This window comes from Methylobacterium sp. B1, assembly GCF_000333255.1.
GTDB lineage: Bacteria > Pseudomonadota > Alphaproteobacteria > Rhizobiales > Beijerinckiaceae > Methylobacterium > Methylobacterium fujisawaense.
In genome coordinates, this window is record NZ_BACT01000284.1 from 1 (window position 1) to 11,170 (window position 11,170).

Below are 11,170 nucleotides of genomic sequence, written 5' to 3' on the forward strand. Positions count from 1 at the left end.
ATGTCCGTCTGGGTCGGCTCGGACGGGCGCCTCATGCAAGCGTCCGGCGCGCGGACATGATGTGACCACCGGCACGGGGTGGCCAGATCCTCCTCGTAGATCGCGAACCGGCGTGGTCGGCCGCGCATCAACCGAACCGCAGCTTGAACGCCAAGGCCGTGTCGGCGTCGGCGAAGTGGACTTCACGGTGGTAGACGATCGAGAGGCTGTGCAGGCCGGACCCAGAGCCCCATTCGCTTCGTCGGTACAGTCGCCAGCCGTCTAAATCGGCATGCGCACGGAGCCAGTCCGTCACCTCCATCGCCGGAACGTCGTGGTCTTGCGGCGAAAGCCGAAGGTACCGCGGGTTCATCTCCGCGGCATGAGGCCAGAGCCCCGCGTCCACGGGTTCGTTGGTGAAGTGGTCGTCACGCATCATCCGAACCTCATCTTGAAGGACAGGGCGTCGTTCGGGTCGGTGAAGCCCCAGTAGGGCTCCGCGTGCAGGTGGCGGCCGGTCAGGTTGTCGATCAGCCACTCGGCGACAGCCGCCCGGTCCACATTCGGTGCCCTGACGAGATGCGCGTAGCCCCGGCGGGTGAGCGCGCCCTGCGACAGGGTGTGGTGGACTACGAGGGTTAGCGTGTGCGGGACGGGCCGGGGATTCATCAGCCCCACCGCATCTTGAACGCGAACGCGTCGTTCTGGTCCGAGAAGCCGAAGACGACTCGCTCTTCGTCGCGCAGCAGGATCCAGGTCGCGGTGTCGGTGACGCCGCCCTCGACGATCACGTACGGACCATGGGCGTGTTCGCAGCACCAAAGGTACGCGGCTAGCTGCCAGCGTAGGCTCACGCTGACGCGGTGCGGCACGAGCACGTCGAGGAGGTCGTGCGTGGTCACCTCAGCCCCATCGCATCTTAAATGCGAATGCCTCGTCTTCGTCCGCGAAGGCCCAGATCGGTTCGCCGAGCCATACGATGTCTGTCGGAGTGTAGCCGTACCGCCCGGCGACATTCTCGGAGACCCAGGCGATGGCATCGTCGGGGGCACCGATGCGCTGATCGACGATGTGGACCAACCCGCCGTGCCGGAAGAACGCCAGAAACTGCGGCATGGTCCGCTGGCGCGCCAGGATGGCGGCAGCGTTCATCGCGGCCTGCATTTTGGTCATGAGGGGCTCCTTGGTCAGCCGAACTGGAGCTTGAAGGCGAAAGCGTCGCGCGGATCCGCGAAGGCCCAGACGGACATCTCGTCCGCGCCGTCGCCGACGTAACCGGCGAGGATCCACGTCCCCGCGATGTTCTCGTCCAGCCAGATCATGGCCGGGATCGAGAGCGCGATCTTGATCGGCACGTAGTGCGTCGGGGCGGTCTGTAGTGACGTGATCAGGCCCACCGCATCGGTCACCCGAATTGCATCTTGAAGGCCACGGCATCGACGTGGCTGCTGAAGCAGTAGGTCGTCTGGCCCGTGCGCGGGTGCGTCAGCAGGCGCCGGCCGCCGGGGACGTTGGCGGCAATCCAGGCGGCAACGGCGCTCGGCGCGTGCCGCGAGATCACTGTGTAGGGCAGGCCCCGCCGAGCCGCGTCAGCCACGAGCCAGTCGTGGTGAAGCGTCTGGGCGACGGCGAGGATGCCGGTGCGGGGCATTAGGCGGCCTGACGAAGCGAACGATCGTGAAGCTTCTTGAGACCTTCGTCGGCCGCTCCATTAACGAACTGACAGATCGTGTCGCAGAGTTCACGCTTGCTATAGTTGCGATCGGGATGAAAGACGCGCAGCTTAGCGATCTTGGCGTCCTTGACCTGACCAGCGAAGTCGTAAACAAAATCATCGTCCTTGATGCCAAGTACAAACATCGTGTCATGGTGCAGGTCCAGGATCTCGATCCAGGCATCGTCACCGGGACCAATTGCTTCGATGCGAGCAAGCTCGGCCTCGGCGGGGTCGGTGGACACCGTGGCGGCAGCATTTTCCGGCCCAGTGGCATCATCGTGCCCATGCGCCTGATCGGTCAGGTTGGCGGTCTCCTGCGGCTCAGCAACAACGGTGTCCTGCGCGCCGAGCTTGCTCTTAAGCTCGGCGATCTCAGCGCGAAGCTCTTCGATCAAAGCGGTCTGATCGCTCTGTTCGGTCGGCTGTTCGACCTCCTGCCAGTTGCGATTGTCCTGCGCGTCAAGCTTGTTCTGAAGCTCAACGACCTTCGCGTTGAGTTCCTCGATGCGGACCTCATGCTTGCTTGCCCGAGGCGGCTTCTTGATCGGCGGCGGCTCATTCAGCTTCGCCGCCCATTCGATGTGCTTCGCCGTTACGTCGCCGCGGGTCACCTTAGCGCCGTCCACGACGACCTGCGGCAGCAACTCGTCGACAACCTCCTTGAGCATCCCAGGCGCGGCAAGATCGCAGATCACCGCCATACAGGAGAGATCCAGATCATCGATCTCGCCGGGATAGCGCTCCGTGATCATCGTATACGCACGAGCATACCGCTTAGCCGTCGAGTAGCCGACGCCCGCTTCCTGTCGCGCCCAGTTATTGAAGTCCTTGTCGCGAATGAACGTCTCCGCTTCCGCGAACGCCTGTCCATCTCGAAACCAGTTGGTCTTCTTCCCGTGCGCGCGGTCGCAAACGCCCTTAGCGCTGGCCTTCAGGGACTTCACCTGCGCGGCAGAGATCCCAAGCTTCGAATAGTCGAACGCCTTTTTCACGACCTGTCCCTTACTTCACGCTGTAGCCTCGCCCTTCGGCCAGAAGACGATCGATGGCCTCGTCGGCCTCCTCGGTGTCGAGCGCGTAGCCGTCTCCCGCCAAGACCTGCCCAGACTTCGCGTCGCTGATCTGGATCCCGCCGTGGTTGCGCGGGTGGATCCGGCGCTCCCGAGCCTTCCGCACGACGAAGCCGTGGCGGTAGGCGCGATTGCGGACGCGAACGACATCGGTGCGATTGAGCTTCATCGTCGTTTCCGTACCTGAGTCATGCCTGAGAGCGTTCTCCGGCGTGTCTCGTGGGACAAAGCTGGCGACGGAACGCGGCCTTGTCAAATCCCTCCCGCAAACTTTGCGATCGAAATCGACACGTAGCCTTAAGATTGCGCCGCGAGTCCGGCGCCAATACTTGACGTTTTTGCGTTTTGTTGTATCTTGAGGACACGTCAAATCCCGCAACAATTGCGGGATTTTCAGCCGTCACCGCGCCCTGGCGGCGTGTCGGTCGGGATGAACCGCCCGACGATCAGGCCGACCGCGAAGGCGAGCATCACGTAGATCAGCACGAGGTCCTGGGCGTCGGCGGCGCACCGCATCACGGGACCGCCCTCGGCAGGATCTCGAATTCGAGCGGCGGCAGAACGGTGGTGATCGACCAGCCCAGGGCTCGCTGAAGGGCATTGCAGTCGTACGCGAGCGCCACGAAGACCCGGCCGCGTCCGGGGGTGGCGTCGAGCGGGATCATCGGGCCGACGATCTCGGTCTCGCGGCCGAGTGCGCCGTACGCGTCGAAGTGCTCGGGCTCGAAATCGATCCGCCGGCCACTGCCGTCGACCAGCCAATACCGGCGCGTCAGCTCGCACTGCCGAACACGATCGCGCACGCCTTTGATCGCAAGCCGCTCGCCGACCCGCACTTGACGGTTCGGATTGACGATCTCGCGGGAGATCTGATGGACGGGCAGTTCGCGGTCGATGGTCATGCTGGAGACCCAAGCGAACGCAGTCAGCAGCAAGCCATAGTAAAGGATGTTGAGAACGAACTGCCCGCGCGGCGGGCGCCGTGATGGTCCCTGCGCCAGCTCGAAGGCGCGTGCGTAGATGGCGTCGGTGCGGTCCAGTTCCGGGAGTTGTGCAATCTCCACCGCACGCCGAACTGCCGCCTCAGATACCTCGGCAGTTTCAGGCTTCATCAGTGCGGCACTCCCCCTTTGACGATCACGACACTCAGGAGGGCCACAACGACAGCGCCGATGATGATCTTTACGATCCAGCTGAGGTGCGCAGAGAGCTTTTCGAGATCGTCCCGGACCTCTTTCAGCTCGGACTTGGTTGTGTAGTTGCTCTCGATCTTGACGAGGAACTGATCGAGCTTCTTTTCGAGCGACTCGACGCGGTAGTTGAGCAGGTTGACGTTGCTCAGGATGGTCGCGTCGGCACCGTCATCGGCTTTCAGCGTCATCCGGACCGTGTCTTTCGCTTCTGCCGTGCGACGAGAATTCGGAGGGGGCGGCGACATGGCGTCAACGCTTGATCAAGGCCGCCGCGCCGGCCTTGGCGAGCGTGGTGAGGGGTGAGCTGATGAAGAACGCGGTGAGGATGGTGCCTTCGATCGCCAAATAGCCACCCGGCAGCGGAGCGACCTTCCACGAGCCGACTACGTGCCACTCGTCGAGGAGATAGGGGATCCGCCACGGCATGCTGTCCAAGCAGATCGCGCCGAAGTGAGCCGCCGCCGGAAGGCCGATGCAATAGATCAGGCCCTTGAACGAGGGCGCGATGATCGTGCGGGCGTTGTTCGCTGCGACTTCGGCCGAGAGCGTGCTCACCGCGACGTCACGATTCGCGTTCTGGCCGTTCTGCACCGTGTTCAGGATCGGCGCGAGGACGCTGTTCCCGAACGCGCTGACCAGCCCGGCGCCGATGTGACCGAAGATGGTCCCGATGATCGCTAGCATTCGCGGTGTCCTTCGTCCTCGCCCGGTCGGACGCGCGCATCGAAGCCGCGGAATGGCCTGAACTGCAGGAGCACGAACTGCGCGAGGCCGATCACGGAGGCCCAGAAGAGCGCCCGATCAGCGGTCAGGCCGAAGTTCGCGAGATTCACAGTGCCGAGGTAGCCGAGAAGGGCCAGGATGAAGGACAGCGCGGTGTTCGCGATGATAAGCGCCCGTGCTTTCCAGCTGCGATGCACCTTGACGGTGACCGTCGAGACCGCGGCAGGCGTCTCCAGGGTGACGGGCGGAAGCGTCGTCATGGCCGGTTACCGCGCGCCGACGAGGAGGCCACCGACGAACGCCGCAGCGATCAGGCCGAGCGAGATCACGCAGGCGGTGCGCGGGTGCACGGCGGTCCACGTCCAGGCATACCGCAGGGCCGACTTCGCGGCGTTGCTGGCGATGGTAGCGGCCTTCGCCTCGGTGCTTTTAAGATCCATGGGATGTGTCCTCGGCGGCAGGGTCAGCCCTGCCAGGGCTTGAGAAAGAGATCGACGAGTCGGGCACCGAGGCCGGGCTTCGCGGTAATGGCCGGCGGGGGCAGCGGCGTCGTGGTGACGGGGCCGACCGGCATGGGCGAGCCCGCGGGCAACAGCGCCGCCTCCAGGCAGGCCAGGAAGGTCCGGTGGTAGCCGGCGATCAGGGCGCCGTTCCGCGACACATCGCCGTTGATGATGTCTCGGGCTCCGCGAGCGTCGTCTACGCGCTCGTTAAAGTACCGAGCCAGAGTTTTGCCCGCGCGAAACAGACCGTCGCGGGATCCGATAATGAGGATCGCCGCACTCGTGGTCGGAACGAGCGCAAGGTCAGGATCTTTTACCAGATCGACGCCCAGGAGACGACTAAATTTGGCGTAGTTGTCCTGCCACGTGAGTTGTGAGGCGCCTCGTCCGTAGTACGTTTGTCCATTGGCCTGGGCGACGCCATAGGCCTTGCCTCGACCGCGGCCGACCTCTCGGATCGATAGGTCGAGTCTACACTCGTGCCACGCAGTCGCCATTGTGTAAGCGACGTGGCGCAAGTCGGCAGGCCACCCTTGTTCCTCCCAGGCATTTAGGATGCCGTCGAAGCCCGCGACCTCGGTTTGAGACAGGCTTGTGCCGAGGAGTCCGCTCGCGCGCACGCGCGCGAAGAAAACCGGCCGCAGAATAGGTGCGGTCATGGTAGCATCCATGATGTCGGGGGCTACGCGCGCTAAAAGCGCCGGAGGAAGGGTATGCTGGAGACGATCACAGCGGTCTGGAGGCAGACGCGCTTCTATCTTGCGGTCGGTGCCGCCGCCGTGATCGCGTACGGGGCGGTCGCATATGGCGAGGCCATTTTCGACAAGAACATGCAGGAGCCAAAGCAGGCCACCGCTATCAAAGGGCTGATCTAGATCCGTTCACCACGTCACGGCCTGGACGGTGGAGGCGCTCGTCGCTGCGTTCGTTAGAACGACGAGGCTGGCGAGCTTGGCCTGGATGGCGGCGAGAGCCGACCGCGTGTCCTGCCGACACTGCCGGACCTGCGCGGCCGTGTGCGGCGAACGCGACCACGCTCCGGTCGTTGGATCCCGGCACCACAGCAGCCATGTCGGCGGCGTCGCGGCCGACCCGGTGACGGGGAGAAGCCCGTCGAGCAGATCGAGATACGCGCTGTCACGGTTCTGCTGGTCGGTCAGTTTCATCGGATACACTCGCGCGGATCCCAAGGCCGACGAGGTAAAGCCAGCGGCAATCGTCGCATCGCATGCGGCGTACAGTTGTCGGATTTTCATCGTCTTCAAGCCGTCCAGCGCGACCATATCTGGCGCATTACCGGCCGCGATCCAAAGACGAAAGGCGGCGCAGTCGGGATTCGACGGGTCCGCAGTCGGGATTTGCACACCGTCTGCTCGAAGAACAGCATCGGTCCGGATGCTGCCTGCAGCGTCGAGGATCTGAACGTAGGCACTCATGCGTTGCGTCCGTTCACAGCTCGGCCGCGGCCTGTATGAGAGCGCCCCACCAGTACGTAAGGCCGTTGGAATTCGTTAGACCGTCCATGTAGACGTACTGGTTGTACTTTTGTGCGAGTCCACCGGCTGAGAGCGTATTCCCGTTGCCGTTCCCGCCAGTGACCGAACCCGCGTTGCCGGCGTAGTCGTAGAATGAAAGCGACGGCGAGGACGCCATCGGGGCGGGCAACAGTACGCCACCGCTGATATACGTCGCGATATAAGAGCCGTTGTTATTGCCACCGACCGCACCGCGGATCGATGTCGCGACGAAATAGCGGCAACACCGGTCGAATTCGAGGTCGCGGCGCTCGAAGACGGTAACGGCGGCACCGGGCTCGAACTGCACGAGCGACAGCGTTCCGGTGCCGAATTCGACCGTCGTGTTGGTGGCCGCTGTGAGGCTGGCCGCCCGGACCGGAGATGCCGCATACGAACCGCTGGCGCTACCTTGGTAGATCCTCGCCGTGGCCGTACCGGTCCAGGACAGGGTGAAGGCGCCGCCCTCGATGAGGTAACGCGAGCCCTCGATGACCTGAACCAACGTCCCGGCGGTGATAGTGACAACGATGTCTACACCGTTCGAGGCCGCCGCATACGACAGCGTGACGCCGTTCGCCCCGGCCTTCCATCGGTCCAAGATGTAAACACCCGCGCTGTAGCTCGTCGACGCGGAGGGCTGGCCGCGCTGGTTGACCGTGAAGTTCCCGTTGAGCAGGCGGTTGCGCCCGGCGAAGATGCCCGACGCGTTGAGCCCGAGCGAGGTGAGTGCGCCGGTCGCCGTCGCGGCACCGGTGCCGCCACCGAGGAGCGGGATCGGCGTTCCGAGATTCTTCATTAGCCGACTGCGGTCACCCGATAAGCAACGCCCGATGCCGGTGCTTGTCCAAAGGTTAGCGTCGCCACGCTCGTCGAGGTGCGCGTCGTGTCGACCAGCACGAAGTTGCCCGAGGCATCGAAGGCTTGGACGACGACATCCGTCGTGCCCAGGCCGTGCGCGAACTGGAATGCGGTTGTAGAGCCGTCTCCAGTGATCGTACCGCTGGCTTTCCGGGCGACGATCGAGGTGTCGATCTGGATGCCGGAGCCAGAAGCGAGAATGCCGCCGCCTGAGGCGACATTGATCGAGAAGGCAGTACCCGTCAGCACGAGGCCATTGCCGGCGGTGTAGGGCGATCCGGCGGAGTACTGGACGATCGAGAGCGCCGTCGTCCCGACCGTTATGGCTCCGGTGGTTGCGACGCGCCACTGCGTGCCGGCGTAATTCGTCCCCTCCGTCGTGAGCCACAGTGCGCCGGATTCGATCTCGCCGGTTGCTCCCTGACCCGTGGCTCGGGACCAAGCCCCGGAAGACACGATATAGACGCCGTTCTGGCTTGCCGTGCTTTGAGCTGCAGCCAAGACCCGGTCGCCCACAGCGAGCGCAACACCATCGACCGTCTGAGTGCCTGAGAGCGTCAGGTTGCTGGTCGCCACCGCCCTAACGGGCGGCTTCGAGGCGATACCGGCCGCCGCGGACTGGATCTGCGCGAGGGTCCACGAATACTCGGCGGCTTGACCGGCCGCGTTGGGCGCTGTCGAGAGGCCGGTGAGTGTGTAACCCGCCATCGCGATATTGCCGGTCGGACCGGCAAAGCTCGACAGGCTGTAGGCTTGGACCGTCGAGGCGAGGTTCGAGATCGTGTTGGCGAGCTGCGTTCCGGTGTGATTCCCGCGCACGAGCGGGTTCGTGGCCAGCGCGGAGATCGCAATCGAGCCGTCGCTAAGAGCCGCCGCGTCGGCCGGGCGCCACGCGGTACCGTTGAAGACGAATCCAACGTTTGACGCGGTGCTGTAGTAGAACTGCCCTGCCTTCGGCGACGATGGCGCCGCGGATAGCGGGTGCAGGACGGGGTTCTGGATTTGGTTTTGACCCAGGTCCAGATTGCTGCCGAGCTTCATGTATGAGGCCTCAGTTCAGATAAGCCGTGCCGGCGGTCGGCGCAGCGAGGCGAACCGTGATGGTGTTCGCATCCGGGAAGGAGATGTCCGCCAGGAACTGATCGCCGGCCGTATCGACGAGGGTCACACTCGGGTACCGGTTCAGCCCGTGCGTCAGGGTCCAGACGGCGGACGGAGACGGCTGCGCGATAGCCGTGGTATGGGCGTTGCCCGGGTCGCCTTTGAGCGAGACGATGAAATCGGACATTGAACCCACGTGCCCGAGCGATAGCCACACCTGATAAGCAGACAGCCCGCTGGGGCCGATGTCGCCGCGTTCGACACGTCGTGTCACCGCCGGCTGTGCTGGGATCACGACGCGCACGATCGATGGCTCTGACGGAACGACGACGCGGACCCGGAATGGCTCGTCCGGTTGCATGGTCATGGGAGGTAGCTCCGGATCAACACCGGTCCACCTGCCCAGGATCGAGTCCGACCGGCGAGGGTACGCGTGAGATCGTAGTTTGGCCCGAGCGCGCCCTGTGCGAGACCGCGGGGGATCAACTCACTTTCGGCGAGCGAATAGGGCCACGTCACCCTGCCGGCCGCGGCATCAATGATGAGCACGCCATCGCCGACAACCGGATCGGAGCTATGGCTGAAGCTCGCTGCAGGCTGCACGCCGTTGAATGCCGAGAGAGGGATCGCCGGCCATGCCACGGTCAGCACGAACACCGACCCGGACAGGTCGGCGGGCGATCCGTCCGCGTTCGCGAACTCCCAAATCACCGCGGGATCGTTGTTTCCGCGTCTGATCTCGATCGGGACCTCGCACATAGAAGGCAGCTCCACGTCACGCTGCGATTGTCGCTGCAGCGATGAACAGGCCATCGACTTGCTTCGCGGTCAGCTTCAGAGCAGTGCTCAAGCTTTCGACGTAGGGGTTTGAGCGCTCCCAAGTTCTGGCTTCGGTGAACCAAATTTCGACCTCGCCGCCATCTGCCTGCACCGCTGCGGTGATGTCGTCGAGCAAGGTCTTCCCGCTCTCTGCCCCCGGGGTCCGCAGGCACTGGATCTTGGCCTGCGCACTCGTCACCGCATCCGGAACGACTGTCTGTCCCGGCATCACGAGACCGTAAGGCGCCAGCACGGATTGCATCGCTGCGTCGGTTTGCTGGCCAGCCTCGTCGCGCGGCCACAAGGTTGGAGCCGAACCGTCCGCGATCCAGGCCTTGTAGTCGGTGTCGTCCGCGGCCACGACTGCCATATGCTTGGAGCCGAACAGGGACGCGCCGTCCGGCTTCAGCCAGTACCAGTCGAGCGGATTGAAAGGTTTAGACATACTGGCCCCCGGACGCGCTGATGCCATTGGCGTTGCCTGGAAAAAATCCAGCGCCGCCACCGTTGGTGTTAATGATGCCGTTGGTCGTCACGTAGTATCGGGTGCCGATTGCTGAAGCGCTGCTAAACCCGTTACTTCCGCTCAAGCTCCAAACACCGCCGTTGATCGCGGTGCAGAAGGCCGTTGCGTAGCTCGGATTGTTGGCAAGGCCGACGACACCGGCCATGGTGATGTATGCGGATGACGCAAACATTGCGGATCCGGCGGAACCCCCGAAGGTACAGCCGCCGCTGACTGTGATATTGCCTCCTGCATAAGCCGAAACCAGCGCCGGGGATCCGTTGACAGACGTGCCCAGGGTGACGTTGAGAATCGACAACGAGCCCGCACCGGCAGCCGCGACACAACTGTTGGTCGTGCCAGTGTTGATAATCGTGACACCGTTGATTCCGAGGCCACCGTTGATTGACGCGAGCAGGCCGGAGGCACCGCCGCTCGGGCCGGCACCCTGAATGATGTAGGCGCCCTGATTGGTGGCACTGCCCAAGACATTAATGGCGCCGCCGCCGCAATCCACGTTGCCGGGCGGCGCGTAGATTCCGCCGGTACCGAGCTGGATCGTCAGCGGGGCTCCCGCGAGATAGTACCGGGACTTCGCATACGCGGCAGCTGCGCTGATCGTTGCAAAAGCGCCAGACGCGCTATTGGCCGAGCCGTTGTTGCTGTCCGAGCCATCGGGGCGAACGTAAAGAACTTGGTTCTGTCCGGGTGTCTGCAGAACCTGGGCTGCTGCGAGACCAGCCAAGACCCAGAGACCAAGTTGGCTGTCGTAGATGAAGTGGGAGAATTGACCGGCGAGCAGATCGCCGCCCTGAAGCGGCGTGCCATCGCGTCTGACCGCCTGCTTCGTTCCGAGCGCATTCAGTGCGATCGTAACCGGGCCCGTATTCGTGTTGGCCAAGCGGACGAAGAGGCCACGAAAGGCGGTGAGAGACGGCGGCGCTGGGTCGAGCGCGGCGACGATAGCATTCGCGGTCGCAGACGTGTCTTGCGCGAACGCAGAGGACGCCAGCATTGCGGCCAGCGCCATGCGGAGATTGGTCTTGAAGCCAGCGACGTTACCGTCGTCGGCGGCGTCGATCAGGCCATGGTCGACGATGATCTGACCGAGCGCGCTCGCGGGAACGCTGCTCTGCCGCCATGCCTTCGTCATCAGCCCGGAGGGGACGATGCCCTTCGAATGCC

General features: G+C 63.9%; 22 protein-coding genes and 1 pseudogene. 1 reads left to right on the top strand and 22 read right to left on the bottom strand.

Annotation, left to right across the window (positions count from 1 at the left end):
• Positions 1-127: 127 nt before the first annotated feature.
• The 15 genes from I53_RS08205 to I53_RS31065 all read right to left on the bottom strand — a co-directional run bounded on the left by I53_RS08205 (position 128) and on the right by I53_RS31065 (position 5,844).
• The gene (locus tag I53_RS08205; protein ID WP_043348995.1) at positions 128-418 is read right to left on the bottom strand and encodes a hypothetical protein; all 291 of its coding nucleotides are present in this window, start codon (positions 416-418) and stop codon (positions 128-130) included.
• Positions 415-648: a hypothetical protein gene (locus I53_RS08210; protein WP_043348997.1), complete on the bottom strand. Its 234-nt coding sequence runs from the start codon at positions 646-648 to the stop codon at positions 415-417. Before I53_RS08210 ends, I53_RS08205 begins: the two co-directional genes overlap by 4 nt.
• Positions 648-881 carry a hypothetical protein gene (locus I53_RS08215; RefSeq protein WP_043348999.1) on the bottom strand — a complete coding sequence of 78 codons (234 nt, stop codon included), beginning with the start codon at positions 879-881 and terminating at the stop codon, positions 648-650. The genes I53_RS08210 and I53_RS08215 overlap by 1 nt, the downstream gene beginning before the upstream one ends.
• A 1-nt stretch (position 882) precedes the next feature.
• On the bottom strand, positions 883-1,152 hold the full coding sequence (locus I53_RS08220) for a hypothetical protein (protein WP_043349001.1): 270 nt from the start codon (positions 1,150-1,152) through the stop codon (positions 883-885).
• A gap of 14 nt (positions 1,153-1,166) precedes the next feature.
• Positions 1,167-1,388 (bottom strand): hypothetical protein, encoded by a 222-nt coding sequence (locus tag I53_RS08225; RefSeq protein WP_043349003.1) that lies wholly within the window; start codon positions 1,386-1,388, stop codon positions 1,167-1,169.
• Positions 1,385-1,630: a hypothetical protein gene (locus I53_RS08230; protein ID WP_043349005.1), complete on the bottom strand. Its 246-nt coding sequence runs from the start codon at positions 1,628-1,630 to the stop codon at positions 1,385-1,387. The genes I53_RS08225 and I53_RS08230 overlap by 4 nt, the downstream gene beginning before the upstream one ends.
• Positions 1,630-2,688 (bottom strand): hypothetical protein, encoded by a 1,059-nt coding sequence (locus tag I53_RS08235; protein ID WP_043349008.1) that lies wholly within the window; start codon positions 2,686-2,688, stop codon positions 1,630-1,632. The genes I53_RS08230 and I53_RS08235 overlap by 1 nt, the downstream gene beginning before the upstream one ends.
• Before the next feature lie 10 nt (positions 2,689-2,698).
• Positions 2,699-2,935: a hypothetical protein gene (locus I53_RS08240; protein WP_043349009.1), complete on the bottom strand. Its 237-nt coding sequence runs from the start codon at positions 2,933-2,935 to the stop codon at positions 2,699-2,701.
• 224 nt (positions 2,936-3,159) lie between these two features.
• Positions 3,160-3,285: a hypothetical protein gene (locus I53_RS35715; protein WP_286009575.1), complete on the bottom strand. Its 126-nt coding sequence runs from the start codon at positions 3,283-3,285 to the stop codon at positions 3,160-3,162.
• On the bottom strand, positions 3,282-3,878 hold the full coding sequence (locus tag I53_RS08245) for a hypothetical protein (RefSeq protein WP_148291093.1): 597 nt from the start codon (positions 3,876-3,878) through the stop codon (positions 3,282-3,284). Before I53_RS08245 ends, I53_RS35715 begins: the two co-directional genes overlap by 4 nt.
• Positions 3,878-4,147: a hypothetical protein gene (locus I53_RS08250; protein WP_043349014.1), complete on the bottom strand. Its 270-nt coding sequence runs from the start codon at positions 4,145-4,147 to the stop codon at positions 3,878-3,880. The genes I53_RS08245 and I53_RS08250 overlap by 1 nt, the downstream gene beginning before the upstream one ends.
• 61 nt (positions 4,148-4,208) lie before the next feature.
• Positions 4,209-4,643, bottom strand: a complete 435-nt coding sequence (locus tag I53_RS08255) for a hypothetical protein (RefSeq protein WP_043349017.1) — start codon at positions 4,641-4,643, stop codon at positions 4,209-4,211.
• A complete protein-coding gene (locus I53_RS08260; protein ID WP_043349019.1) occupies positions 4,637-4,942 on the bottom strand; it encodes a hypothetical protein in 306 nt (101 codons plus the stop codon). Before I53_RS08260 ends, I53_RS08255 begins: the two co-directional genes overlap by 7 nt.
• A gap of 6 nt (positions 4,943-4,948) precedes the next feature.
• Complete coding sequence (locus tag I53_RS33780) at positions 4,949-5,122, bottom strand: hypothetical protein (protein ID WP_187294321.1); 174 nt, start codon at positions 5,120-5,122, stop codon at positions 4,949-4,951.
• Between the two features lie 23 nt (positions 5,123-5,145).
• Complete coding sequence (locus I53_RS31065) at positions 5,146-5,844, bottom strand: glycoside hydrolase family 19 protein (protein ID WP_187294322.1); 699 nt, start codon at positions 5,842-5,844, stop codon at positions 5,146-5,148.
• A gap of 54 nt (positions 5,845-5,898) precedes the next feature.
• On the opposite strand from I53_RS31065, the gene I53_RS33785 reads away from it, so the two are divergent.
• Positions 5,899-6,060 (top strand): hypothetical protein, encoded by a 162-nt coding sequence (locus I53_RS33785; RefSeq protein WP_187294323.1) that lies wholly within the window; start codon positions 5,899-5,901, stop codon positions 6,058-6,060.
• A gap of 6 nt (positions 6,061-6,066) precedes the next feature.
• Here I53_RS33785 and I53_RS08270 read toward each other — a convergent pair whose 3' ends face one another.
• The 7 genes and pseudogenes from I53_RS08270 to I53_RS33790 form a co-directional block, all read right to left on the bottom strand.
• Positions 6,067-6,621, bottom strand: coding sequence for a hypothetical protein (locus I53_RS08270; protein ID WP_148291095.1), 555 nt, complete (start codon positions 6,619-6,621; stop codon positions 6,067-6,069).
• A gap of 13 nt (positions 6,622-6,634) precedes the next feature.
• Positions 6,635-7,498 carry a hypothetical protein gene (locus tag I53_RS08275; protein WP_043349026.1) on the bottom strand — a complete coding sequence of 288 codons (864 nt, stop codon included), beginning with the start codon at positions 7,496-7,498 and terminating at the stop codon, positions 6,635-6,637.
• Entirely contained in the window at positions 7,498-8,601 is a 1,104-nt protein-coding gene (locus tag I53_RS08280) for a hypothetical protein (RefSeq protein WP_051044724.1), read from the bottom strand. Before I53_RS08280 ends, I53_RS08275 begins: the two co-directional genes overlap by 1 nt.
• A 10-nt stretch (positions 8,602-8,611) precedes the next feature.
• Entirely contained in the window at positions 8,612-9,028 is a 417-nt protein-coding gene (locus I53_RS08285) for a hypothetical protein (RefSeq protein WP_043349029.1), read from the bottom strand.
• Positions 9,025-9,420, bottom strand: coding sequence for a hypothetical protein (locus I53_RS08290; protein ID WP_043349031.1), 396 nt, complete (start codon positions 9,418-9,420; stop codon positions 9,025-9,027). The genes I53_RS08285 and I53_RS08290 overlap by 4 nt, the downstream gene beginning before the upstream one ends.
• Before the next feature lie 16 nt (positions 9,421-9,436).
• The gene (locus I53_RS08295; protein WP_148291096.1) at positions 9,437-9,925 is read right to left on the bottom strand and encodes a hypothetical protein; all 489 of its coding nucleotides are present in this window, start codon (positions 9,923-9,925) and stop codon (positions 9,437-9,439) included.
• Positions 9,918-11,170, bottom strand: a pseudogene (locus I53_RS33790) (hypothetical protein); the annotation flags it as partial. The gene I53_RS08295 and the pseudogene I53_RS33790, both read right to left, overlap by 8 nt.